This is a genomic window from Bradyrhizobium sp. (assembly GCF_004799405.1).
GTDB lineage: Bacteria > Pseudomonadota > Alphaproteobacteria > Rhizobiales > Xanthobacteraceae > Bradyrhizobium.
Genome location: NZ_SSMW01000020.1, coordinates 1 through 27,000 on the forward strand (window position 1 = coordinate 1; position 27,000 = coordinate 27,000).

Below are 27,000 nucleotides of genomic sequence, written 5' to 3' on the forward strand. Positions count from 1 at the left end.
AAGACAACGGAATAGTCGCGGCGCGCCGCTTCAATGGTTAGGAGACCCTCTTCCACGTCGCGCAGCACAGCCAACGGATCGCGTGACGTCGGCGCGCCAAAACCGCCGCCCGCTGCCATCACGTGTCTAAAAAGATCTCCTTGCTTCATCTCGATCGGAGACGTGAACAGCATCGGCAGATTCTTTTGGTCCGGACCAGGATTTAGAACGCTGACACAGGGCGAACCAACTCCGCCACCCGCCAGACCATGAGGAGGAAAATCTCTCTTGTCTGCGCGAACTGAAAGCGATAACCCATCGACAAGAGCTCGATACTCGCGCAGTAGACCCAGACCGCCACGAAACTCGCCTGGTCCGCCGCTATCGGCAACGAAGCCATAACGCTCTATACGGATCGGATATTCGGCCTCGATCATTTCGATGGGGACATTCGATTGATTTGAGCACATGTGTGGCACGCCTGATTGCCCGTCGTGATTGCTCGCGGCACCCCACGTACCCATGATGCACTCCGAAAACACGAATGACTCGCCATCACGATGGCCAGCAATTGTGGGCAATGTCGATCCCCCCGCGCCGTCTGCGGTAATCGCGCCTGGCACGGCTTGCGCCAATGCACCAAACAGACAATCTGCAATGCGATAGCCCGTGATCCCGCGAGCGCCGCAGGGCGCGGGATGGGTCGCGTTCACAAGGGTGCCCTTCGGAGCCAGCACCTGAATTGGTCGAGTAAAGCCGTGGCAATTTGGTACATCTTCAGACATTATGGCGCGAAGCGCCGCATACACATTGGATTTCAGGAACGATAGCGGCGCGTTTATCCCGCCTTTGACTTGAGGGGATGTTCCCGTCCAATCGGTTGTTATCGTGTCCCCCTCAATTACGACCTTTACTTTGAGCTGGATCGGGGTCGGAGTGTCACCCAAGCCATCTATCCAATCCTCAAAGGAGAACTCGCCATCCGGCATCTGAGAAATTTGTTGTCGCGCCAAGGTCTCCGCGTAATCATGCAACGCCTCGATATAGCGCTGCATGGTCTGAGCGCCGTAGCGCGCAAATAGTTCGCTATAACCGCGAATACCGGCTCGGCACGCCGCTGTCTGCGCCTGCAGATCTCCGATGACTTTCTCAGGTACCCGGACGTTCGCGCGAACAATATCCAGGATAGCGCTGTTCTCGACGCCGGCATCATGGAGCTTGAGAAAGGGAAGGCGCAGACCTTCTTGGAAAATCTCCGTTGCACCAATCGAGTTACTTCCGGCGACAATTCCGCCCACATCGGCATGGTGCGCGATGGTCGTCGCAAAGCCTTCGAGCTTATTCTCGTGGAATATCGGCGCGATAATGTAGATATCGGGAAGATGTTGGCCCGAAGCCAAATAGGGATCGTTAGCGATGTAGAGATCGCCCGGCCTGATGTTTTCGTTAAACTGTCCAATCAAATGCTGCATGGCATCGTAGAAGCTGCCGAGGTGCATCGGGGTAGTGAGCCCCTGACCGACGATGCGGCCTTTGGCGTCGCAAATGGCCGTGGAGAAGTCCATGGAGTCGCGGACGATCATCGAATGAGCGGAACGCATCAGTATCAATGCCATCTCGTCGGCGACTGTACTGAATCCATTCTTTATGATCTCAAGGAGAAGTGAGTCCACCGGGCCCTGCGGTGCGCTTTCTGGTTTGGATGAGCTTTCTGGTTTGCTTGTTTTCATGAGGGTGCCGTATTCGAAATCAATGACGATATTTCCGTTCTCGTCGAGATGTGCACGTCCATCCGGGGGCACTACGGTCGTCCCCTCATATTCCTCAATCACCAGTGGCCCTTGTCGAGGATTCATAGAGAGATTGGCCCGGCCGATGATCTCGGTCTCCAAGAAATCGTCGCCGCCGAAATAGACGGACCTGCGAGTTACCGGCCGCGCCGGATACGCTCGCAGCATCTTTTTCGTATCCAGGCGCGGCGGGACATCGCGGATCATACGGGCGACCAACCTCGCCGCAACGATTTGCTTGGGATGTTCCGCGGGCAGCCGGTGGCCATAAGTCGCTTCGTGCTCCGCATCGAAACGATCTGATGCTGCAATAAGATCGGGGGTTTGTTGCACATCGATCGAAAGTTCGAAAGCTTGACCCAGATAACGAATGTCCAGTCTGAAACCGATCACCAGTGGAGCTGATCCCGCCGAGAGATCGGCACGCGCCGCGTCCTCCAGTTCACGAAACAGACCACGAATTTCCGTAGCGTCAGCTTGATCGATTCGTGCCAGAAATCCTCGTGAAACGGTAACCTCGAGATCGGCGAACAGAAGCCCCAAAGCGCTGAAGACCCCTGCAGCCGGCGGTACCACGACACGACGAATATTGAGTGCCCGCGCGAGATCGGCCGCATAAAGCCCTCCTCCTCCTCCAAACGCGAACAGGACAAAGTCTCTTGGATCACGACCACGATAAGTAGTTACGGCCTTGACGGCTCGCATCATGCTGGCGGCCGCGAGTTGCACTACGCCATAGGCGACGTCACGTAGCGCGTGGTCTTCCGCAACGGATGCGAGAGCTTTTTCCGCGGCCGCCGCATCAATGCGTACGGTTCCCCCCGCAATTGAAACCGGGCTCAAATATCCCAGCACCACATTGGCGTCGGTTACCGTAGGCAAAGTTCCACCACGATCGTAGCAGGCTGGCCCGGGCACAGAGCCCGCACTTCTCGGACCTACCTTGAGGTGGCCTGCCTGGTCACGCCAGATGATTGATCCACCGCCAGCCCCGACTTCGGACACGTCGATCACCGGTAGTTTCAAGGCATAACCGCCTCCCTTGACGAGACGACTGGACAGGGAAATTCCCCCGCCAACCTCATATTCGTCGGTAGAAATAAGGCGCCCATTCTCGATTACGGCGGCCTTTGCGGTTGTACCGCCCATATCGAGAGTGATGATATTGTCATAGCCCGATAAGCCGCCGAGCCGAGCCGCACCAATGACACCGGCGGCGGGGCCGCTCTCGACTACCTGGGCTGGCTTAGAAATAACTGAACTTAGGTCGAGTAAGCCTCCGCTCGATTGCATCATCTGCAGCGGGACGGAGAATCCGGCTTCATCAAGCTTTGCGCGCAGCGATGTCAGGTAGTTCTTTAACGGCGGCCCAACGTAGGCATTGATCACGGTTGTGCTGGTGCGCTCATATTCTCGCACTTCGGGCAGGACGTCGACCGAAAGCGTGATGAACCGTCCTGGGAGTCTCCCTCTAAGAATCTCTCCGGCGCGCCTCTCGTGAAGCGGGTTTACGTATGAATTAATAAAGCAAACAGCAACTGCCTCAATGTTCGAGTCGGCGATTTCGTCGACAACCCGCTCAAGTTCCGCCTCGTCGAGGTCCTTCACGATACCGCCATCCGCACCGACCCGTTCCGTGACCTCGAAACGGTATCGGCGGGGCACCAGCGGGTCCGGCTTGCGATATAATGGCTCATAGAGCCGAGGCACTCGTATCCGGCGCAACTCGAGTATATCGCGAAATCCTGCCGTTGTGATGAGTGCCGTGCGAGCACCCTTACCCTCAAGGATAGCGTTGGTTGCGATTGTTGACGCGTGAAGAAATACCTTGACCGCACTCGGCGCAATTCCTTTTTCCGCAATCAACTTGCGACAGCCATCAAGGATCGCCGAAGCATAGTCTTCCGGCGTCGACGGCACCTTGGCGGTAAAGAGCTCACCGTCGTCGGAAAGAAGGGCAATATCCGTAAATGTGCCGCCGATGTCGGCGGCCAGACGCAGGCTGCTCATACGCATCTCCGAGATTCAGACCCGGCAACATTCGAGCCTTCCATTTTATGACCATCTTGACATGGATCGAGATGCAGACCTATTGGCGGAATTTCAGTAATTTATGTTCGTCTATTTCAATTCCGAGGCCCGGCCCCTCCGGGGGGAAGACCTTGCCGTCGCGGAAGGGAAAAGGCTTGGTAATGATGTCATCTTCGAAATAATTGCCACCGATCCGGCACGGATGTTGTCCTGCCGGCGCGGAAACTGGAATAACTGCGGGCAGTGTTACCGCCGGAGTTGATATTGCGAAATGCACATTGGCCGCGTTGCCAACACCGGATTCGATAGAGCCATTTACGTCGCACGGTAATTGGGCGGCCTGCGCAATTGACGCTACCGCGTTGGCTGCTCGGAAGCCGCCGGCCTTGGCAAGATAGATCGATATGCAATCGGCCGCTTTTTCTTGAACCACATCGAGCGCGTCACGCGGTGTCCAGCAACTTTCGTCGGCTACAACCGGAATTCGCAACTCACGCCGTACCGCGGACATCTGATCGAGGCCTCGCACTGGCTGTTCAATGTAATCTAGCTCTCCGGGCGGAAACGTTGAGAGGATGTTCAGAGCCCGTTTTGCCGTCCCATATCCCTGATTCGCGTCAAGACGCAGCAAGACACCGGGGCCAAGGCGCCGACGCAATTCGCGAATGAGAGCGACATCACGTTCACCATCCTCCCCACCTTTGATCTGGAGCGCGCGAACGCCGTCTGACACGGCGCCTACAGCTTCCGCGACAGCCTCATCCTGCTCCATCAGACCGACCATGTGCGCGATCGGTACGGCATCACGCACTGCACCGCCCAGGAGGCGATACAACGGCTGTCCAATGCACTTCCCCCAGAGATCGTGAAGCGCCATTTCAACCGCGCACTTGGCATAGGTGTGACCGACGACCACTTGCTCCATTGCGGCTATCGCCTCGGAGAGCGCACAAGGATCGCGCCCTAACAGGGCCGGAGAAAACAGGCTGTTAACCATCGAAATAACGGTAGAGCGCGTCTCACCGGCTCGACGCCCAAAATCTCCCCCCCAGTCCGGCAGCGGAACGGCTTCGCCATATCCTGCAAGACCGGAGTCTGTGGTTACTTTTACGAGGACAAATTGCCCGAGACCTTGTTGCAGGCCGTTCCAGCGGAATTCCCTCCTAACGGGCAGAGAAAATGGAATGGCTTCAACGGAGACGACCTTCATGGCGCAAATTTCTTTCTTGACTTAGGTCAAGAATGTTGAACCATAGGAAATATTTTTCTTCAAGGAAAATTTATTTCTATTTTGGACCTGCTGGCTAATGCGAGAAGAATATGATTTGTCCAGGAGGCGCCCGAGGAGACGATGACGTTGGACAAACTCGAACAGGAAGAAAGCGGACATCCTATCGGCCCACGGCTGAAGGCCGCCCGTAAGGCCCGCAAACTTACTTTGAGCCAGACGAGTGAGCTGACGGCCGTATCTGTCTCTGCACTTTCAAAGATTGAAAATGCGGTAGTGTCCCCGTCGTTTGATATCATTAAGAAGATTTGCGATGGGCTCGATCTTGCAATCGAAGAACTCGTTGCCAGCGAACGATCGCAATCGGCTGCACATCGGATGCTGGGCCGCAAGACTACGACTCTCCAAGGGGAAGGCGCGAGATTCACGAGCGGGCAATACGACTATGTAGCGCACGCCACGGAACTTTCTCGGAAAGGAATGGTCCCGCTCGTACTCCGGGTTCGCGCCCGCTCAGTGGATGAGTTCGATCATTGGAGTCGGCACAATGGCGAAGAGTTCGTTTTTGTGCTGTCGGGTGCAATCGAAATTCACTCGGAGCATTACGCACCTTTTCTGCTGAAGCAGGGTGAGAGTGCCTATTTCGATAGCTCTATGGCCCATCTCTATGTTTCGACGAGCGACGAAGATGCCCATGTACTATCCGTTTCTTTCGACCCCAAACAAGGTCAGAAACCGGTGTCCGCCTTCATGAACGCTGCTGCTCGTCCCGTTTCGGCGGAAACAGGCGAAGCGCCGGTGATTAAGCGGCCGACGAAAGCTGGTCGAAGAGTTTCCAGGCCTCGTGAGCGCGCTGCCGGTGCGCGATAAAAAGCGGTAGCACGCACACTACAGACATAGAGAACCTCGCCTCATCGTGCTTTTTGAAAATTGCGGTCCAAAAGTCGGAATTTCAGACGCTCCGGTGCTCAGATCTCGCGCCGAATCCAGGCCTGCGGGGAACGGAATTCTCGGAGGCAGAGACAAAGCGCCGAAAAAAGCCCACTCCAACCGGCGAACGATTGCGGAGACCGAACTCTAGGAAATCAGTGGCCGAAAATCCCCGTGGAAACGGTCTCTTCGGCGTCGCGTCAGAATCGTGGGTTTGCGAAGGCTGCGCGGTGGAGACAGTAGGGCTCGAACTGGGGACCCACCACCCAGTCATCGAACCGGTCTCTGCTTAAGCGGAGAACGGGCATTTTCGATGCAGAGACAGGGCTCCAAAATCGGCTTAAGCCGCAATTAGTAACACCCTCAATAAGCTAGCGCCCACCCGTCCCGGCGCGGATCAGAGCCAGCCCGGATGATCCCGGTGTCGACGTCACTTTGAATGATGGCGACCGAGCACGGACCTTCCATGTCGCCGATCGGTACAATGGAGTGTCCCTTTTGCGCCAGTTCTTGCAGGACCTGCGCCGGGAAACGCGACTCGACATTCAACGCATCGGGGCAGCTGTGCGGGTAGTCAGCGTCCTGCCCCGGCTGTGTACTAGACCAACGTGGAGCTTCCGCAGCCTGTTGCGGATCGAAGCCAAAGTCGATCAACGATGTGAGTATTTGCAAATTCACCTGCACCTGATAATCGGCGCCTGGTGTACCGAAGACGCACCAAACTTTGCCATCCTTGAATACCATCGGCGTATTCATAGTATGCCGAGTCCTCTTCCTCGGCTGAAGATAATTGGGATGGTTTTGATCCAGGTGCCACACGGACATTCTACTGTTGAGAAGGACACCTGTGCTTCCAGCCGTGAACCCCGAACCAAAGAGAGCATTGATGCTCTGAATTGCAGAGATAGCGTTTCCTTTTCCGTCAACGATACAGAAATAGGTCGTGTCGCCGGGTGATCCCGCCGGGACCGGATGAACGGACGCGCGGTCGATATCAATCAGCTTGGCTCTTGAAGCTGCATACTCATCTGACAGCAAGGTGCGCAGAGGCGCCGCGAAGAAGCGCGGATCAGCACTAAACCTCTCGCGATCCGCGAAAGCAAGTTTCTTTGCTTCGACCAAGATGTGAATAAGATCCGCGGACAGCGGCCCCAAGGAGGCGAGATCAAACTGCTCTGCGAGCTTGAGCTCCTGGAGGAGCACCCAACCGGTCGAATTCGGTGGCGACTGCCGAACTGTGAAGCCGCGGTAATCTATCTCGATGGGGGTTTGAATTTCCGGCTCGAATTCGGCGAGGTCGTCGGACGATAGGAGGGCGCCGATCTCGAGGCAGCCGGCGATGAGCGCGTCGGCGATACGTCCACGGTAAAAGGCGAAGGCCCCTTCCGCTGCCAAAATTTCAAGCGTATTGGCAAGATCGGGTTGGACGATCCAGCTTCCAAGCTGAGGCGCACGACCATCGAGCAAGAATACACTTGCGCTGCGCCGATCCGCTAAGAGACGCGTGACTTGCTCGTTGGCGTAGTTGCTGTAAGTGCGCGTCGCAGCAAAGCCGTTGCGGGCCACGTCGATGGCAGGTGCGAGCAGGCCCTTCCAGGACTGGCTGCCGAAACGACGGTGCATGGCTTCGAGCGCGCCCACGGCCCCCGGTGTCGAGACGCTCAGGGGACCGTCCAAGGGCATACCGGCCGCGTAGCGTTCTGGGGTGGCCGCAGCCGGCGCCGACCCAGTCCCGTTGAAGATCACGGCCTCGCGGGAAGAAGAATTGTACACATGGTAGAAGCCATCACCACCCAGGCCGGACATATGCGGTTCGACGACGCTCAGAACCATTGCAACGGCTATGGCCGCGTCGACAGCATTACCACCTCGCTGAAGCGCCAGCAGTCCCGCCTGGGTAGCGAGCGGATGATTGGAGGCGACGGCTCCTGAGCGGCCCATGATGACAGGTCGCCACGATCGTGCGGCGTATACCATTCAATCCTCCTTGTAACCCACTAGACGTGACGTCCATCCTTGACGCTCCAGGCGATCGGTACGGCATCGCCTACGTTGAACTCGATTGTTCCGTGGTTGCTCGCCTGCTTCATCAAAAGCATCTGGCCACCTGGCAGCAAGAGCTTGTACTTCGTGTATTCACCAGTGTAGACGATGTCCTGAACGACACCTGTCACGCGGTTCTCCGCGTTCGGCAGATCATTGGCTGGTCGGACAACTTCAGGGCGCACCATCAACGATATGACGTTACCCGGCGTCACCGACGTGCTGGGCAAAAATGTCACGATGAAGCCCTCGGCAACTTGCAGGGTGGCGCTCGAGGAATTGACCTCGCAGACGACACCTTCGACAAAGGACGCCTCGCCCACGAAATCCGCCACGAAGCGAGTCTTGGGTCGATGATAGAGTTCTCTAGGTGTGCCCACTTGCTCCAACCGTCCGCGATGCACGATGGCGATGCGATCCGACATCGTGAGAGCTTCGTTCTGATCATGGGTCACATAGACCACGGCCACCTTAAGCTTCTTCTGAAAGCGTAGAATCTCTAGCTGCAGATGGTCTCGCAGTTTCTTGTCCAGCGCGCCCAACGGCTCGTCCATGAGCAACAGCCGCGGCTCGAACACGACCGCGCGTGCGAACGCTACGCGTTGCTGTTGTCCGCCGCTAAGTTGCGAAGGAAGCCGCTCGTCGTAGCCGGTGAGCTGCACGAGATCCAGTGCCGCACGGACGCGTTCGGTGATCTCAATCGATCGCATGCGGCGTACTCTCAATGGGTAGGCCACGTTCTCGAATACGCTCATGTGTGGAAAAAGCGAATAGTTCTGGAACACCACGCCCACGTTGCGCTGCGAGGGCGGCAGGAACGTGATGTCCTGACCGTCGAGATAAATTGACCCTGCTTCCGGCAGCGTAAATCCGGCGATCATCATCAGCGTCGTGGTCTTGCCCGAACCGCTACCACCGAGAAGCGTCACGAACTCGCTGCGCCCGATGTCCATGGAGACGTCGTCGACCACCCGACTGCCGTTGTAGGCCTTGACAACGTTTCGGAGCGAAAGGAACCCTGCCGTCATCAGACGCTGCCGCCTTCCTGATGGATGACAGAGCGCTGCCGCCGCTGCGCCAGCTCTATGAAGACAAGAACCAGGGCGGTAAAGCCGACGAGCAGCGAAGAGATTGCCGCTAGATGTGGCTTTATCTCGAGGCGAACGCCCTCCCACATTTTCTTTGGCAACGTCTCCGCATTGATGCTCCCGAGGAACGATGCAATGACTACCTCGTCGAACGAATACATGAAGGCAAAAAACGCCGCGACGACGATAGCGGGAGCTGTGATCGGCAGCGTGATCTGAAGGAAGGCGCGCAGTGGACTCGCACCCAAACTGAGCGCTGCTTGTTCCAGTTTCAGGTCGAAACCGCGCAAGGCGGCCGTCACGAGGACCGTCACCAGCGGGCAGGCGCCGATCAGGTGACCCAGTACCAGGGCCCAAAAGGTGCCGATCAAGCCAATCTGGGAGAACAGCGCGTAGAGCGCAACAGCTATGACGATTACCGGCACAATCAGGGGCGTCAATATGAAGGCATAGACATACCCGATGCCACGGAACGTCGTGCGCGAGAAGGCCACGCCCGCCAACGTGCCCAACACGACGGCCAATGTCATGGTGGTTAGGGCAACGCGCACGCTAAGGTACGTCGCGTTTAGCCAAACAGGTGAGTCCCAGAGCTCTTGATACCAACGCAGCGAAAAACCTTGCGGCGGGAACTGTAGATAGAGGGAAGATGTGAAGGACACCGGAACAATGAGAACAATCGGTGCCAGCAAGAAAAAAAGAATGAGTCCATTGCAGACATAAAATGCCGTATTGGATTGCCCCTCCAGGGAGTGTGGCCTAGGCGTGCGGCGAGGAATGTGGACGATACGTCCAAAATGGGAGGCCCCAGAGCCAATCATCAACACGATCGCCTCAGCTCCGCGGAGGAGTGCGGAGAATGCTGTGCCCACCATTCGAAAAACCAAGCCGCCGCCGGGAGGTGATCGCGTGGCAGCGGCGGCGGCCGCATGGTTTACACTCCAGATCTGATCGAGGCGAAACACGCGGTTCAGCGCCAGAAAAAGAACCAGTGTGAAGACGAGCAGGATGATGGCGAGCGCCGACCCAAGTCCCCAATTCAGTAACTCGTTGATCTGGGTCGCAATCAGCATCGGCAGGATCGTGTCTTGCAGGCCTCCGACCAACGCCGGAGTGACGTAGAACCCGACCGAAAAGATGAACACAAGCACGCAGCCTGCGCCGATACCCGGTAAACTAAGAGGAAGGTAGACTCGGAAGAACGTGTGCGTGCGAGTCGCTCCGAGGCTGGAGGAAATGTTTCCAAGCCGCCAGTCGACGCCCTGCATCACGCTGTAGAGGGCAAAGATCATCACTGGCAGAAGAATGTGAATCATGCTGATGACGACGCCGGGCGTGTTATAGATGATCTTGAGCGGTTGGCTCGTCATTTTCAACGCACTAAGCGCCTCATTGACCAAGCCGTGGCGGCCGAGGATCACCAACCAAGCATAGCTGCGCACGAGAATGCTGGTAAAGTACGGTAGCACTACCGCGATCATCAGAAAGTGGCGCGTGCGCGCAGCCGAAGTTGCCAGCAAGAAAGCAACAGGATAGCCGAGCAGCAAGCAGCCCGACGTAACCACGATGCCGAGCCAAACCGTGTTCCAAAGAATACGCGCATAGACCGGCGAAGTCAGCGGCGCGATGTAGTTCTTGAGCGTGAAGTCCGGGTCGAAAAGGCTCAGTTCCAGCATCCGCAAGAGCGGAACGGCGTAAAAAACCGCAAGAAAGAGCGTGATGGGCAGCAGCAGCACCCACCTAAGATCACGCCGTCTTTCCAGAGTTACGGTCTTAGCCATTGTCGGATCGACCCTCTGGTAAGGTGGCCAAGCAGGCAGTCATTGACGCGCTCTTTGCGAGACGGCGCACCGCAGCTTTAGCCTTTTAGTTTCCACTCCTCCCATTTCTCGACAACGATTTCGCGGTTCGATTTTCCGCTCGGTGTCTGGCCGGTCCACCAATCATAGTCAATGCGAAACATCTTATCCCGATAGTCCGGGCTGGCAGGAAGGAACTTGGCCGTCCTGGCGTCAAGCAGTTTGTAGGCGAGGGGGTTAGTAGGACCGAAAGCAATGAGCTTGGCCGCGGCGGCTTGCGCCTCAGGTCGAGCGACGTACGCCAGGAGCCTGAAGGCGTTTTCCTTGTTGGGTGAACCTTTGGGAACATGGTAGGCGCTCTTGTGGATAGCCCCTTGGTTCCATTCGATGGCGACGGGTGCGCCCGCCTCGATGACCTCGACGATACGGCCATTGGAGACGCTGCAGGCTACGACCTCTTTGTCATTCATCATCTGCGCCGGTTGTGCCGCCGCTTTACCCCACCACGCCGTCACATCTTGCCGGATACGGCTCATACTCTTCAGTGCGCGGTCGATATCGAGGGGATACAGTTGTGCGGGAGCGACGCCGTCCGCCAACAAAGCGAATTCGATCGCGTACCCATAGCTCGGATCACCGAGACAACGCGGTCCAGGAAAGCGCTTTAAATCCCAGAACTCAGCCCAGTTTGTAGGTCCCTTTCCTTCCGGAAATACATCGGTCCGGTACGACATCACTTCCGCCCAGTAATTGATCGCTAGGCCGTAAGGTGTGCGGTCGACCGCAGGGATCGCGTCGAGATCCTCCTTACGGAAGCCGCTATAGTCTATGGTTTCCAGCCATCCATTCTTGCCCATCACAACGGCGTCGGAGTATTCATTGCCGAACACGTCGACCGTGATATTCTTGCTTTCGACCATTGCGCGCTTTTCGGCGAGCGACATGATGCTATGCAACTCCACCTCAATCCCAGTCTCCTGCGTAAATGGTTTGAAATATCCTTCCGTCTGCGCAGTGAGATAGGTCCCGCTGCCCGACGCCACAACGACCTTTTTCGGAGTCGCGGCAAAGACGTTACGGTAAGCGAAGAAAGGACCTGCCACTGCACCGGCAGTGAATGTCTTGAGAAATCGTCGGCGTGAATGCGACGTGCCGAATGTTTGCTTAGCCATACCGAATACTCCACGTGTTGGTGTTATCGAACAAAGAGCTTGCGGTCGAAGCGAGTCAGGTATTCCGGGCCGCCTTCGGTAACCAGGATAGTATCGCTGAAGCCGATGCCCTTGGCCATCAGCAACATATGCAGGACCATTCCAGCCTCGAGTGTCCAATCCGAATCTGGCATGAACTCCCGCAGAAATTCCCCCGAGGACGGGCGATAAGTTAGCCCCGTCGAATAGCCGACGCGGTTGGGATAGGTTTCGCGCAGGCCCGCTCGTAGCACGGGGTCGCGGCATGCCCTATCGATGTCGATCGCAGCAGCCCCGGCCCGCATTTTGGCGATGCCTTCGTCTTGCGCCCGCAACAGGATTTCTGCCGTGCGGCTCTGATCCGCCGAGGGCTCACCCAGAACGGTCGTGCGCATAAGCTTACTGAAATAGTGACGAGAGACACCGCTGATCTCGTAATAGATCTGGTCGCCGCGCTCGATCCGCCGATCGGTCCACTGACCGTGTAGCTGGAGCGTGCGCGGCCCCGTTGTGATGTTGCCAAAGAGCGGGGGTTCCCCGCCCGCGTCTATAAGAGCCGTAAAGATCGCCTTGGCGAGATCGCGCTCGCTGACGTCGGGCGCAATAGCGTCGATACCAGCCTGTACGCCAGCTTCCACGATGCGCGCCGCGGTCCGCAGTGCCTCAATTTCGAGCGGCGTTTTTATCAGGCGCTGGCGATCTATAGTTTGATCGTCGCGCTCGAACCGCACGCGTGGAAGCAACTCGCGCAAGGTCGCGTACCGATCAAGCGTTAGAAACCAGGAATGGTGATCGATGCCAATTTTGGCAGCGTCAAGTTTAAGTGCCTGCAAAGCGCGGCGGGTGGCCGATATGGGTTCTTCGGTATCCGCATAGGTAAATCGTTGCTCGACCCAGGAGGTGGCAGCCGCGGCCTGATCTTCCATGCCGCGCAGGATTAGCACCGGCTCGCCTTCCGTCGGTACGACCAGGGCGTGATACATAAAGAAACCAGTGGTATGGAAACCGGAAAGGTACAGGACATTCTCCGGCTGATGGACGAGCAAAGCGTCCAGCTTTCTGGCACGGATCTCGGCTTGAGTGCGCGCCAACCTCGACTTGTACTCGGCTATCGGGAAATCCATGTTAATTTATCTTCCGCGCACTCGAATCATTGCCCTGAGCGTGTCAGGCGTCACCACGGTCGCGGTTCGCAGCCGCGTCGGTAATGGGCGCCCCTCGCTTGCCGCTTGAACCGGGTCGCGGACCTTGCGCTTGTCCTGCCGGGTCGTGTCGGAAGGAGCCACCTTACCGGCGATGGCCTGCGCGCCCGCGTCAACGCGTTGCGTGGCAGGGTTCATAAACCCGTCGACTTGGCGGGCGCCCAACTGCGGGTCATATGAGACCGACAAGACTCGTGCGTGCTTACGACTGAGCGAGATGTAGACGTGCTTCATCCCGCTGTCGAAATAGCCGCTCTCGCCGGCTTTGAGGCGATATGGCGCATAGTGTTCGGTATGGACTTCAATTTCACCAGCAAGGACGAACACGAACTCCTCGCCGTCGTGCTGGCTCCAATGGTCGAATTCGTCTACAAACCGCGCCCGCACGATGATCTCGAGAGGAACCATTCCCTTGCGGGTGAGCGCCATTGCATGGGCTTGATATTCGTACTGTCCGCTCGCGAAGCGGACGGCTTCGCCGAGGCGAGTGATCGCATTGCGTCCTGAAACTGTGGTCTTTTCGCCAACCTTCACAAAGTCCTCGAGCGAAATCTCCAATCCATCGCAAATTCGCTTGATGACGTCGAACGACGGGGAGGTCTGGCTGTTCTCGATTTTTGACAGTACGGAGATCGAAACACCCGTCATGTCGCTTACGACTTTAAGGGTGAGCTGTTTCTGCGTCCGGACGCCCTTGAGCCTACGGCCGATTTGGGCGAGAGCATCGGCGTCGCCAGACACCACCGGCTCAGTATCACCACGACTTGCGTTGCGCATTGTGCTGACCATGCAAAACCGTGGACATCGCGATAGTCGATAGCGAACAGCGCATGCGTGGTCAAGAGATTTTCTCTTATAGAAAATTATTTTCCTGATCAGAGAATGCTTTGCTTATTGGAGAGCCCTATGAGAGCAAAGAAATGAGCGTGCTGCTGGGCACCGACCAAGGCGTCTATCGCTGGTTGGGACCGAAGCGCAAATGGGAGCAAATTCCGACGCCCTTTGACGCACAACCGGTCTGGGCTATCGAGCAGTCCCCGCACGATCCCGCCGTGCTGCTGGCCGGCACGCGTCCCGCCGCGTTCTATCGCTCCGAAGATGGCGGCAAGAGTTGGACTGGAATCCAGGCGGACCTTGCGCAGACCTGCAAGTTCGTCGAGGTAACCCGAGTCACGCGCTTTCTGTTCGATTCCCACGATCCGATGCTCGTCTGGGCCTCGCTCGAGATCGGAGGCGTGTGGCGATCGCGAGACGGCGGTCGAACCTGGGCGCAAGCCGGAAGCAACACCGTCACCGACGATATTCACGGCCTCTGCGTGATGCGCGTGGACGGCCGCCGAAAACTTTTTGCGACCACCAACAAGGGTCTGTTTGTCAGTTGGGACGACGGCGACAGCTGGGAACCGCGGGTGCTGGACTCCCCATGGCAGTACACGCGTTCACTCGTGCAGCGCGCCGACGGAAGCGGGGTGATGTTCCTTACAAACGGAGACGGACCTCCGGGAACGTGGGGACGGCTATTTCGCAGCGATGACTATGGCGAAACATGGCGTAGATGTTCGTTGCCAGGCGAGGTGAATTCCACGATGTGGTGCGTCGCGGTTCATCGATCCGAACCGAAGCTGATCTATATCTGCAACAATTTCGGTCAGATCTGGTCAAGCAAAGACGGCGGCGACACCTGGACGAAACTCAAGCGCGAATTTGGTGAGATTCGATCAATGATGCTCCGACCGCTCGAGCGAACTTAACCGCGATACTGCACATAGAGGGCCGAGCCGCCGTCTCGAATCTTCTTGAGCCTCGCCGGCCTCTCGGTGCCAGAATTGAACGACAATGCGATCTCCTCCCAAATCAACCGAACATCCAGTTCTTTGAATTGTTAGCGCTTGGACCCAGTCCGGAACAAGTCATGTCAAAGAGATTGATGTGCTGCTAATGTGCCACCGGCGACCCGAAGGTCTTGCAGTTCGACTTCCGCTAGGGGGGACGTCGCCTTTTCCGAGGCACTTCAAGTGGCCGGCGCAAATTACGCCGGTGCCAGGGGGCGTCGGGCCAATGAAGGTCGCTTGCCTGCTGGAAAACACATTGACGTCCGCCGAATGGCGCCACCGGCAAGGCGAGGCCCGCGCATTCTTGCCGCCAAAGGTGAACTCAAGGATGCACCCATGATCATCATTCGCTCGGTCGTCGCACTCGTCAAACGCTGGATGAAGGCATCACATCATCGGTATCGTCCAGAACATCATTACATGCGCGGCCCGGGACCCGCGTCTAAGAGTTTGGTAGACCACCAATCAAATGACGGTCGGGGAGACGGAGCACCCAAAATCGTCGCTAAAAACCTGAGTGACCGCAGGGTCAAAAACCCGAGAAATATCAATGATTGAAAAATCAGCCTTGGCATCCCGGAAGGGGTCTCATCAACTGACAGGCATTGTGTTTTCTTGACGGGAAACATTGAAAGGCGTCAGAACTAGGCCGGTCCTCAAGAATGTGCCCGCAAATTACGTAAAGGGCTGCTCGTGAATATTTCAGGTTCGGTGCTGGGGCTCTTAGTTGCCATGTTTTCCACGTTCGCGCATGCGGACGACTTTCCCGACCGAACCGTGACGAATAGCCTCAGCGCCTTGCACAGCGGCATCGTCACAAACCATTGCAAGCAAATCGAACGCAACGTTCTCAAATGATTTAAGGCGCTCGGCTAGCTCGATCTTAGTCCCGACACCATCAAAGTTACATCCCAATCTTAGCGGCGCTGTTGAAGACTCAAAGTATCGAGACGTTCTAAAATGATCATCGATTGTCTTGATCTCTCCGAATTTTCCTCTCCTGTTCTCCCAGGTCTTCTGCGCAGCTTCAAACAATAGCTGCGAAGCCTCGTCTCCCAACCGAACATTAACACCCGCCCCCGCGTATGTACTCATACACCCCCCAATCGCCTAAAAGTTGTAGAATAGAGGAAACGCGATCTGAGGACAACTGCCATTGTTTGGTAGCGCCCTACACCTGGCGACAGCCGCATCTTTGGATCTGAATTCAGATGCGCGCACGCAGCCTGTTCGATCGGCTTAGCGGTCAAGTTAAGATTCGATGGTGAGATGCAGCAGGGAATCTTGGGCCGAGCCGCGCGGCTCGGCCTGCGCTGTCTCGCAACTGATAGGTTTAGCACGATTTTCTTATCAGTCGGCCAACTGACTCCGTATGTGTAATTACCTTATCAGTCAGCCGACTGACTCCATTTGGCATCTTCGACTATCAGTCGGCGCGCGCTGTGTGAAGAGGCTACCTCACGCAAACGCCAGCTGGGCGAAGGCCGGTCACACGCGTCACACACAGATGATGAATGATTCTCACTTCGCTCGTTGGTCAAGCTAAATGCAGAAAGAGACCCACGGTGCGCCGCCCTTTTTTCGAGCGTTGAAAAATTCAGAATGACGGGCGAACCTTTTCGTTCACTGCCTTTGTAGTCAACGAAAATTTCCTTTAGTCTCGGGGATAATCCAGGCCCCCACCAAGTAGATGACGAAAATGACCGCCACAAAGACCGAGAGCGACATCGGGATTTGCGCCGGACTGGCGCTCGCCAACGAAACGAACGTGGGCATCATTCCGCCCAGTGCAAAGCCGATATTCCAGGACAATCCGGTGCCGCTGGCACGGATCTCCGTAGGAAACCGTTCATTGAGGAAGATCAGGATCGGCGCGAAGCCCGCGTTTCCCAGAAAGGCGATCGCCAGCGCATACAGCGCAATGGCCGTCGTGTCTGTTGCCTTCGCCATGCCGAGGTAGCAGGCCGGCAACAACACCGCCATGCAGACCCCGACCAGAAGGAACGTCTTCCTGCGCCCGATAAGATCGCTGACCGCGCCAAAAAGGATCGCCGAAACCAGCGCTATTACGCTCGCTCCTATCAGGATCAGCGACGAGACGCTATTGGGAACGCCGTTTACTACCTTGAGAAAAGTCGGAAGATATCCCGATGTCAGGTAATAGCCCGCGCCACCACCGAAAGTCAAAAGCAGGTTGAGCAGCAGGATGTTGCGGTAATCGCTCGAAAACAGCATCTTCACCGGCGACTGCGTCGGCGCAATCTTGTCGGCAGCCTTCTTCTGCTGGTGCTGCTTGAAGAACGGAGATTCCTCAAGACTATTGAAGATGAACCAGCCCAAAAATGAACTCAAAAGTCCGGCGAAGAACATGCACCGCCAACCCCACACGGCAAACAAGTCGCCGGGAAAGACGGATGACGTGATCAGGAAAACCAACGATGCCAGCAGCGCTCCAATACCAGCGCCTCCGCCACCAACAAGCCCGGACATGGCTCCTCGCCATGCTGGTGGAACCGATTCGGTGCCAATGGTGTGCGTCGATGCCACCACGCCGCCGACAAATATGCCTTGAACGAGACGCAAGATCAGGAACAGGGCCGGCGCGATATATCCGGCCTGGGCGATCGTCGGCAGCAGACCAAATGCGGCAGTGCTGATCCCGACCCCTACGATAGCCACCAGCATCGCGTTTTTGCGGCCATAAACATCGGCATAGTGACCGAAGACGGCGGAGCCCACCGGACGCATCAACAGCGTCACGGCGAATGACGCATAAACCGCAGCAAGCGATAGTGTGGGGACGTTCGACGGAAAGAACAGCGCGCCGACGACGGGCGCCACATACAAAAGAATGAACAGATCGAACAGATCGAGCGACCAGCCCAGTACCGACGCTATGATCGCGTTCCTCATTTGCCGCGTCGCAACCGGCGTCGCCGCTCCGGCATCCTCAATATTCGCGATTGTCATTTCATTCCTCCCCGTTTTAACCTCAATATGTTGTTTTCAACGCCCAACGAATTTCGGCGGGCGTTTTGCATTGAAAGCCTCTACCCCTTCCTTGAAATCCTCCGACTGACGCAGCCGACTGTAGCAATGACCTTCCAGCTCGATCGCGACCGTCAGCGTCGAATCTACCGTATCGTTCAGAAGCTTCTTGGCAGTCCGCTGCGCCAACGGCGCAAAGGTGCGAAGCTCATCGACGAGCTTGTCGGTTGCTTTTTCGAGCTCGGCGTCGGGTACGCATTCAGTTGCAATGCCCCAATCGAACGCCTGTTTCGCCGCGATGCGCTTTGAACGCATCACGATGTCCTTGGTGCGGGTAATGCCGATCATCTTTTGCAGGCGCGCCGAACCGCCCGATCCGGGAATCTGACCAAGCTTCTGCTCCGGCAGCGCGTAAAGCGTCGTCTCCGACGCGATCCGGAAATCGCAGGCCAGCGACAGCTCGAAGCCGACCCCGAAGCAATAGCCTCGGTTGGCGACGATCACCGGTTTCGAACAACGCGTCGGCGAGGCGATGTTCCAGGCGAGTTTGGAGACCGTCTCCGGCGTAGCTTCCATGAAGCCCCCAATGTTACCGCCGCTGGAGAAATGCTCGCCTATGGACCTGATTACGATAATGCGAACCCGCGCATCGTCGTCGAGCGTCTCGAACACAAGGCGCAACTGGTCACGCTGCGGCATCGATACGACGTTGTAGGGCGGCCGGTTGAGGACGATGTCGGCGCGCTCGTGCGCCTCGTCGATTTCGACCTGGAAGCCGTCGAGCTTGCCCAGCCGGGGGTCAGCGAAAATGTAGGGAGAACACATGTAACTTCCTTTCTTGACTTTGCTATGCCGCGCTTGAGGGCGGCGCATGTTCGCGCTGGTAGTCACCGGCGACGAGCAGGCGACGCAGCAGCTTTCCGACCGGAGATTTCGGCAAAGCAGCGACGAAGACGAAACGCCGGGGCCGTTTGAAATTTGCCAGTCCGGATATTCGGCAGAACTGTTCGAGGTCCTGTTCGGTGACCGGCCCTTTGCGCTTCACAAAGGCTGTAACGACCTTGCCCCATTTCTCATCGGCAAGGCCCACGACGGCAACTTCAAGCACCGCCGGATGAAGTGAAAGACAGCTTTCGACCTCTACCGGCGAGACGTTTTCACCCCCGGTTATGATCATGTCATCGACGCGGCCGGTGACGAACAGATCACCGTCGGGGTCGACGAAACCGGTGTCACCGGTGAAATACCAGCCTTCACGCAGGGCCCTGGCGTCCGCGTCGGGCCGGCGCCAGTATCCCTCGAAAGACTCGTCGCCGGCCAATAGCGCAATGATCTCACCTTCTTCATTGGGGGCTGCCAGGTCCATTGCCGACATGGCATTCAGTTTGACGACCCTGATTTCCTGATTGATTCCGGCTTTGCCCGCCGATCCCGGCTTGGCAGGCGCGTTCTGGTCGATCGTCAAGGTGTAGATTTCGGAACTGCCATAGTGGTTGACGAACAGGTCGGGCTGAAACGCATCGTTCAGTGTCTTCAGCAGACCGTCAGTCATCGATGCGCCGGCAAAGCCGAGTTTTCGGACGCTTGAGACGTCGGTCGATCCAAATTCCGGAGCATGGACGAGATCGTGGTAGAGCGTCGGCACCAGATAGAGATTGGTGATCTCTTCGCTCTGGATCAACGATAGCGCCCGGCTGGTATCATAGCGCGGCAGACAAACGAATGCGCCGCCGATCAGCGACATCGCTATCAGCGAGCGCACACCCATGGTGTGATAGAGCGGCATCACGCCGAGCGTCCGTTCGCCGCGCCGGTAAAGATTTTGAGCGATATGCGCAATGCCGGCGGCGCGCTCGGCGCGATGACGCCGCGGCACGCCCTTCGGCCTCGACGTCGTTCCGGACGTATAGAGCATGATCGACCAGGCTTCGGCGCTGACGCGGGGTGTCACCTCGCTCGTGCGCTCGGCGACCATGCGGTCGAAACTGAATGCGCCGGCCATCTCGCGGCCGCCGGCATGGATTCGCGGCAAGGCCGAAGCGTGTTTCGATTCTTCGACAACCGCCGCGGAGACGTCCTGATACACGACCGCGCGTGCCTCGGAATCCTCGATGCAATAATCAAGCTCCTCCATCCTGGCGCGCCAGTTGACCGGCGTTATGACAATGCCGGCCAGTTGGCAGGCCCAGTGCAGCGTGGCGGCGGCCTCGCAATTCTGCAGTATTGTGACCAGATGATCGCCAGGTTTCAGTCCGATGCGGTCGAAGGAAGCAACCAGCGACGATATCCGTGCATACCATTGCGCGTAAGTCAGGCGAACTCCCTCGTCGACGATCGCCAGAGCATTGGGATCGCGCGCCACGCTGGCGACAAAGCTAGTTCCAAGATCAAGCATCTGTTTTCTCTTTGCCATGATCTACCAATTCCGCCGCGGCCTCGATTGCCGCACGCACGATCGGCGTATAACCCGTGCACCGGCACAGGTGTCCGCACAGCAAATCGCGGATGCTTTCTTCATCCGGCCTTGGGTGCGCGCGCAGGAAGCAATCGAGCGACATCAGGATTCCGGCCGTGCAAAAGCCGCACTGCAGCGCATGATTTCGCTTGAATGCCGATTGCAGAATGCCGAGCCGGTCCGGCGACGGCGCTATGCTTTCTACGGTCCGAAGCTCGCAGCCGTCGATCTGCACCGCAAGGGTGAGGCAGGCACGCGCTGGCTTGCCGTCGATGCTGACAGTGCAAGCGCCGCATACGCCATGTTCGCAGCCCACATGCGTGCCGGTCGCCGCTAACTGATGCCGCAGAAAATCCGTCAGCAGCAACCGCGGCTCCGCCTCACCGGTGCAAGGCTTGCCGTTCAGCGAGAAGCGGACGGAATGTCGCCGGCCGGCCTGCAATCGGCTCATTGCAGCACCTCCCGCATCAGGTCGCGACCGATCATCCGCACGAGGTCGCGGCGGTACCGCGCCGTCGCGTGAACGTCGTCGCGGGCATCTAGCGAGTAGGCGAATCCGTTTAGGGCATCGTCGAGCGCGCTGCCGTCGAGATCAGGAAAATCGCGCGCCGTTGGCACGTCCGCAACGCCGCCAACGGCGAGACGGACCCCGTTGGCGGTCGCCACCGCGGCACAGGCGACAATGGCAAAATCGCCGTGGCGACGCGCCACTTCGCGGAACGCGCTGCGCTTGTGAACGGCCGGAAACGAGACGGCTTCAATCATCTCCTCGTCGGCTCGTGTCGTTGCCATCATTCCGACGAAGAAATCGTTGGCTGCCACGCGCCGGCGACGTTTGGCGCTGCGCAGATGCACTTCGCCGGCGAGCGCCTGCAACACCAGCGGTAATTCGGCACTGGGATCAGCATGCGCGATTGAACCGCAGACGGTACCCCTGCTGCGCGTTTGGGCGTGACCGGTCCATGGTAGGGCCAGTGCAGCGAGTTGCAGATCGCGGCCAAGCTCCGGCCATTCCTGCAGCGACGCCTGACGGACGCCCGCGCCGATCGTAATGGTTCCCCCCTTGCTCTCGATCCGCGCCAGTTCGGGAAGGCGCATGATGTCGATCAGCGTCCTGGGCTTTGCCAGGCGCATGTTGAGCATCGCCATCAGCGATTGCCCGCCGGCGATGATTCGCGCGTCGCTGCCTTCCCGGCCAAGCACGTCGAGCGCTTCGTCAAGATGTTCGGCCCTGACATAGTCGAACGCGGCGGCCTTCATCGATGCCCTCCGAACAGACGGAGCGCTCGCGAAAGCAGGGATGGAAGCGATTGCGCGTCTGGATTGCCGCCTACCTTGCGCGCCAGTGAGGCAAAGAACTGACCAATGATCACCCGTGCGGCCCCGTCGAGGAGACGGCCACCGATGCTTGCGACCTTGCCACCGATGGCCGCCTCGTAGACGTAGCGGATCGCCGTGCCGCCGTTCCCGGTCGGAACGAGGGTGATGCGTCCTTCGCCGCCGCCGAATCCGAGCGCGCCTTCGGCGGAGCCGCCAAGCGTGACTGCATGCGGAGGATCGAGGTCGGACAATTTCACGTCGGCGCGGTATCGTCCTTTCATGGGACCGATGCCGATCGTCACATCGGCGCGGAAATGGGTGTCCGAGATTTTCTCAACATTTTGGCAGCCAGGAATGACCGCCTGAAGTGTCTCGGGATCGAGCAGCATGGCCCAGACCCGCTCGGCCGGCGCACCAACCACAGCCTCGCCTTTGCCGCGCAGATGCCGGTCTCCGCCGCGTTTCGCGGTTTCCTCGATTGCGCGACCTTTCGCCGGCATGGGCTCGTCGCCGCGCACGATCTGCGCCAGTTTCGCCGGCACCAGCGGCAGTTCGACGTCTTTCAGTCCGAGCGCATCGGCGACAGCATTGGCGATGCAAACCGGCGTCGACATGCAGTTGCCCTCACCGACGCCTTTTGAGCCGAGCGGCGTGAACGGTGACGGCGTTTGCATGTGGAGAATGGCCGGATCCGGCACCTCTGCCACCGTTGGCAACAGGTAATCAGCGAAAGTTCCGGTCAGGAAGCTGCCATCGGAGCCATAGGCGTATTCCTCGTAGAGCGCGGCACCCACCGCTTGCGCGAAGCCGCCGCGAATCTGCCCGTCGACCATCCCCGGATGCAGGATCGTCCCGCAGTCATGCATGGTGACGTAGCGGTCGATCCGCGTCTGCAGGGTGGTTCGATCGACCTCAACCCCGCAGAAATCGAAGATGAAGCCGTGGCAAAGGGAAGAGTTGATATGGTCTTCTTCGTCGGGGGCGGTCAACTCCGGCGGGCTCCAGAAAACGGTTTCTCGGATCGTCTGCCCGATCCCGTCGGGCAATGCGCCCGGCGACCAGTGGCTGAGCGCCGCGACGCGGGAAAAAGATACCTTGTTGTCGGGATTCCGTTTCGATCTGACGCTACCGCCGGCAAATGCGATATCGTCTATCTCGGTGTTCAACTGACTTGCGGCGACCCGCGCCATCCGTTCGGATAGGCGCCCGGCGGCAAGTTTGGCGGTGCCGGCAACAGCGGGCGCAAAACGGCTGGCGTAATTGCCTGAGGCGATCGACCAGGCATCCCTCGCCGTATCCATTTCGGTGTTGACCCTGATATCGGCAGGCGTGAGACCGAACACGTCGGCAACGACCTGCGAAAGCACGGTGCGATGCCCTTGCCCTTGCGGTACCGAGGCAACGTGCACGGTGACGCTTCCAAGCGGATCAATCGCGACCGTCGCGGTGGCCTGTGCGCCGTTCTTCGGGCCGGCCTTGCGACGATCGGCCGGCGTCAGCACGGTTGTAATGTAACCCATGTTGGACACGCTGGGTTCGACCACGGCGGTATAACCGATGCCGTAGAGACGCCCCTGCGCGCGCGCCGCATCGCGCCGCGACTTGAGCTCCGCGAGTCCACCTTCGTTGACACCACGCTTGATCGCCTCCTGATAGTTTCCCGAGTCAAGCAATGCCCCACTGGCCGTCCGGTAGGGAAAGCCGTCGGCAGGGATCAGATTACGCATGATGACGTCGAGCGGATCGAGACCGAGCTCAACCGCGATGCGCTGGACGAGCCGTTCAAGTGCGAAATAGACTTGGGGGCCGCCGAAGCCGCGGTTCAATCCGGTCGGTGTCTTGTTGGTGACGACAACACGATTACGCACCGCGAGATGGCGAATATCGTAGGCGCCGGTCAGATTGCCGTGCATGCGGTACAACGTTGCCGGCTCCGGCGCGCGCAGATGTGCGCCGCAGTCCTCGACCTGATCCCAATCGAGCGCAAGGACACGGCCATTGTCTTCGACGGCTGCGCTCAGCGTCGTGGCTCGATTGGTAGCAGAAACCGAGGCGGCGAGATGTTCGAGCCGATCCTCGATCCATTTGACCGGGCGCCCCACCGCGCGCGCCGCCGCCGCAATGAGCACGATATACGGGAAAACACCCTGCTTGACCCCAAAACTGCCGCCGGAATCCGGCGGCGTTCGAAGACGCAAGCGATTGCCCGCAACTCGTAGCGCCCGCGACAGCACTGCATGGATGCTGAAGGGGCCTTGGAAGTTGGCCAGCACATCGTAGGCGTCGTCGCTCGGATCGTAGTCGGCAACCACGCCATAGGTTTCGATTGGCGTGCAGGAATTGCGCGGGTAGCGAATGTCGAGGCTGATCCGATGCGCCGCCGATGCAAAGGCCTGCTCCGGATCGCCGTAACGAAATGTCCGGTCGCTGGCGACATTGCCTGCAAAACCGTCGTGCAGAACGGGTGCATCCAGATTTAGTGCGGCCAACGGATCGACGACCGCAGGCCGCACCCGGTACTGTACCTCGATCAAATCAGCGCCGTCTTCGGCCAGATAGCGATCGGCTGCAACAACGATGGCGACGGGCTCACCGACATAGCGCACCCGCCCAACCGCAATCGGCCAGCATTCGACCGGCGCCTTGACGCCGACGACGAGACTGGCGGTCAGCGCCTTGACGTCCTCGCCGTTCAGGACGGCGAAGACGCCGGGCGCACGCTTTGCCGCGGACGAATCAATCGAGACGATGTCCGCGTGGGCGTGTGGCGAGCGCAGGATCGCGGCGTGGAGCGTGCCGGGACGAACTCCGATGTCGTCAATAAAGCGTCCGCGTCCGGTCAGCAGTGCCGCATCTTCGACGCGCGGAATCGATTGCCCAACCCACGGCGAGCCTGGTTCATGACTGGCAGTCGAGAGGCTGGCGGCTTCCGCCATCCGAGCGTCCTCCCATGCATTTTGGATGCGTCAGGAAACGTATTCAGCGGCGCCGGGGATCACGGCCATACCGGCCAATCTCGAAACTTGCCATCCCGTCTCATTTCGCTCGGCCTTGTGCAACGCAACATCAACTCGCGAGCCGGGAAACGTTCCGAAACTCGCGAGGACCTACGCCAGCGTGGTTGCGGAAGAAGCGCGTGAAGTGTGCCGGCTCGGTAAAGCCGAGTTGGTTGCTGATTTCGCATACGCTCGCCGACTGATTCAGCACTGCGTCAACCGCCTGCTCCATGCGAACGACGTTCAGGTAGACCTTCGGCGGCACCCCGATCGAGGATTCGAACAGCCGAAAGAAATGCGCGCGCGATAATCCCGCCTCCTTCGCAAATGTATCGAGCACGGCGCCCCGCTTCGTTTCAGAACGCATCCTTGCCGCAACGCGGCGGATGCGCCAGTCGCCCAAGCGGGCATTCATCTCCCTGATCGACGCCGGAAAACTTCGCCAAGGAGTAAAACGCTCGATCACCGCGATCATCAGGTCGGACAGGACCGACTCGTGCGCGTTACGCGCGTCAGGTCGGGACATCATATCGGCCGCCAGGTTCATGGCGAGGCCATGGATGCGCGGAGAGACATCGCCGGAGGGATAGCTGAAGAACCCGGGTGCACCGCTCGCGGCCCAGCCCGGACGAAACGCCATCAGCCATTCCGGTTCGATATAAAGCGCGAGAATAACGGTGCGCGGCTTGTCCGGATCGTGAACATAGGAATGCGGCTGCCATCCATTCACCAGCACAGCCGTGTCGTAGGTAAGCGGATAGACGGTATCGCCGACGATGAACTGGGTATCGGATCCCTCGACTTTCAACAGCACGTGACAATGAGGGTGGGCATGGCGCACCAGCGACCAGTCCATATCGAGAAGTGCGACCCGACCAAAGGTGCCGTGTGCAATTCGTAGCGCTGTCGACATAGCAATCTCCCAGATGTGACGACGGTTCGCGCCTGCTCTCAATCGATGGCCTCCGTGGCGCGCTGCCGTACGTCTCGCTTCCTCGTAGTCTCCCCAAAACCTTATCAGTCAGTGGACTGACTCCATTTGTACCATTTCCTTATCAGTCGGCCAACTGACTCCATTTTATGCCAAGCCTTATCAGGCAGCAATGAAACGACCACCCTTCGCCTTGCGCACAGCAAGCTGAATTCGGCAAGCCGCCAGTCATCGATCAGATGTTAGGTATTTTGGACGCTTGCCAGGCGTCAGAGTGATATCTTGAATCGATATCAAATCCGGTAAAGCCGAGCTGCCGTATCGTGCAAAATCGCATGCTGATCGCCCTGGTCCAAATGTTCGATGGCTTTTCGAAAGGTCAGATAGAGCGTGCGATAATCCGTCCACAGCTTCTCAATCGGAAAGTTACTGCCAAACAGACAACGTTTCGCGCCGAAAATCTCGACGGTTTCCTTGATAATCGGCCCCATCACATCCGAGCGGCAGGCGTGAACGAACGTCCCTAGCCCGGATAGCTTGACGTTGACGTTCGGCTGCAGTGCCAGCACGTTCATACCTTCTCGCCAGCGCTTCCAGCCGTCTGACGACATATCCTCCAGCATCCCCGCATGCTCGAGCACGAATATCGTACGCGGAAATTCACGCGCCAGCTCCGCACCATGCCGCATCTGACTGGTGAATAGCTGGATTTCAAACAGCAGATTGTGCTCTGCAAGGTGCGCCAGTCCGCGTCGCCAATTCGGTTCGTTCATCATCTCGGGATGCGGCGCAAACCGATATTGCGGATTTTCGTGCCAGTGGATTTGCTGCCGGATGCCGCGGGTCGCCGGCAGCGTTGCCAACGCTTTGAACAACGCGCCGACGCTCGGATCGGCCAGGTCCGCATGAGCCACATTGGCGTGCGGCCAACCTGTGGCATCAGAGACCGATTGGACCCACTTCGCTTCGTCGTAACTGTTCCCTTGTGGCCAATTTGTTTGAACGTATACGGATTTGACGACATTGCAGCCCGCGGTATCAGCGCGAAATTCCTCGATCGGATAATCGCGACAAATGGCTTCGTAAGGGCCGAAGATGCGCGGGACCTGAGGTCCCGACAACCAAGCCAAATCCTTGAGCCTCCAGATGTGATGATGACCATCTATGGTCGGAATATTCTTCAACGGCGCTTCCATCG

General features: G+C 58.2%; 20 protein-coding genes and 1 pseudogene. 4 read left to right on the plus strand and 17 right to left on the minus strand.

From position 1 onward, the window contains the following. Both E7813_RS03630 and E7813_RS03635 read right to left on the minus strand, forming a co-directional pair. Positions 1–3,779, minus strand: a 3,779-nt coding sequence (locus E7813_RS03630) for a hydantoinase B/oxoprolinase family protein (RefSeq protein ID WP_291570978.1), incomplete at its 3' end; no start/stop codon positions are given. Between the two features lie 79 nt (positions 3,780–3,858). Continuing rightward, complete coding sequence (locus E7813_RS03635) at positions 3,859–5,010, minus strand: enolase C-terminal domain-like protein (RefSeq protein ID WP_291570980.1); 1,152 nt, start codon at positions 5,008–5,010, stop codon at positions 3,859–3,861. Between the two features lie 147 nt (positions 5,011–5,157). Here E7813_RS03635 and E7813_RS03640 point away from each other — a divergent pair, with 147 nt between their 5' ends. Continuing rightward, positions 5,158–5,898: an XRE family transcriptional regulator gene (locus tag E7813_RS03640; protein WP_291570982.1), complete on the plus strand. Its 741-nt coding sequence runs from the start codon at positions 5,158–5,160 to the stop codon at positions 5,896–5,898. Between the two features lie 423 nt (positions 5,899–6,321). Here the strand turns inward: E7813_RS03640 and ggt are convergent, their stop codons facing one another. The 6 genes from ggt to E7813_RS03670 form a co-directional block, all read right to left on the minus strand. Beyond that, positions 6,322–7,935: a gamma-glutamyltransferase gene (gene ggt, locus E7813_RS03645; RefSeq protein WP_291570983.1), complete on the minus strand. Its 1,614-nt coding sequence runs from the start codon at positions 7,933–7,935 to the stop codon at positions 6,322–6,324. 20 nt (positions 7,936–7,955) lie between these two features. Further along, positions 7,956–9,029 (minus strand): ABC transporter ATP-binding protein, encoded by a 1,074-nt coding sequence (locus E7813_RS03650; RefSeq protein ID WP_291570985.1) that lies wholly within the window; start codon positions 9,027–9,029, stop codon positions 7,956–7,958. Continuing rightward, entirely contained in the window at positions 9,029–10,870 is a 1,842-nt protein-coding gene (locus E7813_RS03655) for an ABC transporter permease subunit (protein ID WP_291570987.1), read from the minus strand. Before E7813_RS03655 ends, E7813_RS03650 begins: the two co-directional genes overlap by 1 nt. Positions 10,871–10,947: 77 nt before the next feature. Then, positions 10,948–12,060 (minus strand): ABC transporter substrate-binding protein, encoded by a 1,113-nt coding sequence (locus E7813_RS03660; protein ID WP_291570990.1) that lies wholly within the window; start codon positions 12,058–12,060, stop codon positions 10,948–10,950. Between the two features lie 23 nt (positions 12,061–12,083). Next, complete coding sequence (locus E7813_RS03665; protein ID WP_291570992.1) at positions 12,084–13,202, minus strand: Xaa-Pro peptidase family protein; 1,119 nt, start codon at positions 13,200–13,202, stop codon at positions 12,084–12,086. Positions 13,203–13,208: 6 nt separating this feature from the next. Further along, positions 13,209–14,057: an XRE family transcriptional regulator gene (locus E7813_RS03670; RefSeq protein ID WP_291570993.1), complete on the minus strand. Its 849-nt coding sequence runs from the start codon at positions 14,055–14,057 to the stop codon at positions 13,209–13,211. A gap of 143 nt (positions 14,058–14,200) precedes the next feature. Here E7813_RS03670 and E7813_RS03675 point away from each other — a divergent pair, with 143 nt between their 5' ends. The 3 genes and pseudogenes from E7813_RS03675 (at position 14,201) to E7813_RS03685 (ending at position 15,670) form a co-directional block, all read left to right on the plus strand. After that, the gene (locus E7813_RS03675) at positions 14,201–15,031 is read left to right on the plus strand and encodes a hypothetical protein (RefSeq protein WP_291570994.1); all 831 of its coding nucleotides are present in this window, start codon (positions 14,201–14,203) and stop codon (positions 15,029–15,031) included. 234 nt (positions 15,032–15,265) lie between these two features. Further along, positions 15,266–15,452, plus strand: a pseudogene (locus tag E7813_RS03680) (hypothetical protein); the annotation flags it as partial. Beyond that, positions 15,449–15,670, plus strand: a complete 222-nt coding sequence (locus E7813_RS03685; RefSeq protein WP_291570995.1) for a hypothetical protein — start codon at positions 15,449–15,451, stop codon at positions 15,668–15,670. The pseudogene E7813_RS03680 and the gene E7813_RS03685, both read left to right, overlap by 4 nt. A gap of 165 nt (positions 15,671–15,835) precedes the next feature. Here E7813_RS03685 and E7813_RS03690 read toward each other — a convergent pair whose 3' ends face one another. From E7813_RS03690 to E7813_RS03730, 9 genes are all read right to left on the minus strand, one after another. Further along, the gene (locus E7813_RS03690) at positions 15,836–16,207 is read right to left on the minus strand and encodes a hypothetical protein (RefSeq protein ID WP_291570997.1); all 372 of its coding nucleotides are present in this window, start codon (positions 16,205–16,207) and stop codon (positions 15,836–15,838) included. 543 nt (positions 16,208–16,750) lie between these two features. Next, entirely contained in the window at positions 16,751–18,082 is a 1,332-nt protein-coding gene (locus tag E7813_RS03695) for an MFS transporter (RefSeq protein WP_291570998.1), read from the minus strand. A 36-nt stretch (positions 18,083–18,118) separates the two neighbouring features. Beyond that, complete coding sequence (locus tag E7813_RS03700; RefSeq protein ID WP_291571000.1) at positions 18,119–18,925, minus strand: enoyl-CoA hydratase/isomerase family protein; 807 nt, start codon at positions 18,923–18,925, stop codon at positions 18,119–18,121. A gap of 22 nt (positions 18,926–18,947) precedes the next feature. Further along, entirely contained in the window at positions 18,948–20,495 is a 1,548-nt protein-coding gene (locus E7813_RS03705) for an AMP-binding protein (RefSeq protein ID WP_291571002.1), read from the minus strand. Beyond that, on the minus strand, positions 20,488–21,006 hold the full coding sequence (locus E7813_RS03710) for a (2Fe-2S)-binding protein (protein ID WP_291571004.1): 519 nt from the start codon (positions 21,004–21,006) through the stop codon (positions 20,488–20,490). Before E7813_RS03710 ends, E7813_RS03705 begins: the two co-directional genes overlap by 8 nt. Beyond that, on the minus strand, positions 21,003–21,815 hold the full coding sequence (locus E7813_RS03715; protein ID WP_291571005.1) for an FAD binding domain-containing protein: 813 nt from the start codon (positions 21,813–21,815) through the stop codon (positions 21,003–21,005). Before E7813_RS03715 ends, E7813_RS03710 begins: the two co-directional genes overlap by 4 nt. After that, positions 21,812–24,811 carry a molybdopterin cofactor-binding domain-containing protein gene (locus tag E7813_RS03720; protein ID WP_291571006.1) on the minus strand — a complete coding sequence of 1,000 codons (3,000 nt, stop codon included), beginning with the start codon at positions 24,809–24,811 and terminating at the stop codon, positions 21,812–21,814. Before E7813_RS03720 ends, E7813_RS03715 begins: the two co-directional genes overlap by 4 nt. A gap of 130 nt (positions 24,812–24,941) precedes the next feature. Beyond that, positions 24,942–25,784 carry an AraC family transcriptional regulator gene (locus E7813_RS03725; RefSeq protein WP_291571008.1) on the minus strand — a complete coding sequence of 281 codons (843 nt, stop codon included), beginning with the start codon at positions 25,782–25,784 and terminating at the stop codon, positions 24,942–24,944. Positions 25,785–26,095: 311 nt separating this feature from the next. After that, on the minus strand, positions 26,096–26,998 hold the full coding sequence (locus E7813_RS03730) for an amidohydrolase family protein (protein WP_291571009.1): 903 nt from the start codon (positions 26,996–26,998) through the stop codon (positions 26,096–26,098). Between the last annotated feature and the right edge of the window lie 2 nt (positions 26,999–27,000).

Coding starts and splice junctions, on each gene's coding strand:
- E7813_RS03690 (WP_291570997.1), bottom strand. CDS start 16,207: ATGAGTACATACGCGGGGGCGGGTGTTAATGTTCGGTTGGGAGACGAG.
- E7813_RS03635 (WP_291570980.1), bottom strand. CDS start 5,010: ATGAAGGTCGTCTCCGTTGAAGCCATTCCATTTTCTCTGCCCGTTAGG.
- E7813_RS03710 (WP_291571004.1), bottom strand. CDS start 21,006: ATGAGCCGATTGCAGGCCGGCCGGCGACATTCCGTCCGCTTCTCGCTG.
- E7813_RS03650 (WP_291570985.1), bottom strand. CDS start 9,029: ATGACGGCAGGGTTCCTTTCGCTCCGAAACGTTGTCAAGGCCTACAAC.
- E7813_RS03695 (WP_291570998.1), bottom strand. CDS start 18,082: ATGACAATCGCGAATATTGAGGATGCCGGAGCGGCGACGCCGGTTGCG.
- ggt (WP_291570983.1), bottom strand. CDS start 7,935: ATGGTATACGCCGCACGATCGTGGCGACCTGTCATCATGGGCCGCTCA.
- E7813_RS03715 (WP_291571005.1), bottom strand. CDS start 21,815: ATGAAGGCCGCCGCGTTCGACTATGTCAGGGCCGAACATCTTGACGAA.
- E7813_RS03670 (WP_291570993.1), bottom strand. CDS start 14,057: ATGCGCAACGCAAGTCGTGGTGATACTGAGCCGGTGGTGTCTGGCGAC.
- E7813_RS03705 (WP_291571002.1), bottom strand. CDS start 20,495: ATGCTTGATCTTGGAACTAGCTTTGTCGCCAGCGTGGCGCGCGATCCC.
- E7813_RS03655 (WP_291570987.1), bottom strand. CDS start 10,870: ATGGCTAAGACCGTAACTCTGGAAAGACGGCGTGATCTTAGGTGGGTG.
- E7813_RS03660 (WP_291570990.1), bottom strand. CDS start 12,060: ATGGCTAAGCAAACATTCGGCACGTCGCATTCACGCCGACGATTTCTC.
- E7813_RS03675 (WP_291570994.1), top strand. CDS start 14,201: ATGAGCGTGCTGCTGGGCACCGACCAAGGCGTCTATCGCTGGTTGGGA.
- E7813_RS03665 (WP_291570992.1), bottom strand. CDS start 13,202: ATGGATTTCCCGATAGCCGAGTACAAGTCGAGGTTGGCGCGCACTCAA.
- E7813_RS03685 (WP_291570995.1), top strand. CDS start 15,449: ATGATCATCATTCGCTCGGTCGTCGCACTCGTCAAACGCTGGATGAAG.
- E7813_RS03730 (WP_291571009.1), bottom strand. CDS start 26,998: ATGGAAGCGCCGTTGAAGAATATTCCGACCATAGATGGTCATCATCAC.
- E7813_RS03725 (WP_291571008.1), bottom strand. CDS start 25,784: ATGTCGACAGCGCTACGAATTGCACACGGCACCTTTGGTCGGGTCGCA.
- E7813_RS03700 (WP_291571000.1), bottom strand. CDS start 18,925: ATGTGTTCTCCCTACATTTTCGCTGACCCCCGGCTGGGCAAGCTCGAC.
- E7813_RS03720 (WP_291571006.1), bottom strand. CDS start 24,811: ATGGCGGAAGCCGCCAGCCTCTCGACTGCCAGTCATGAACCAGGCTCG.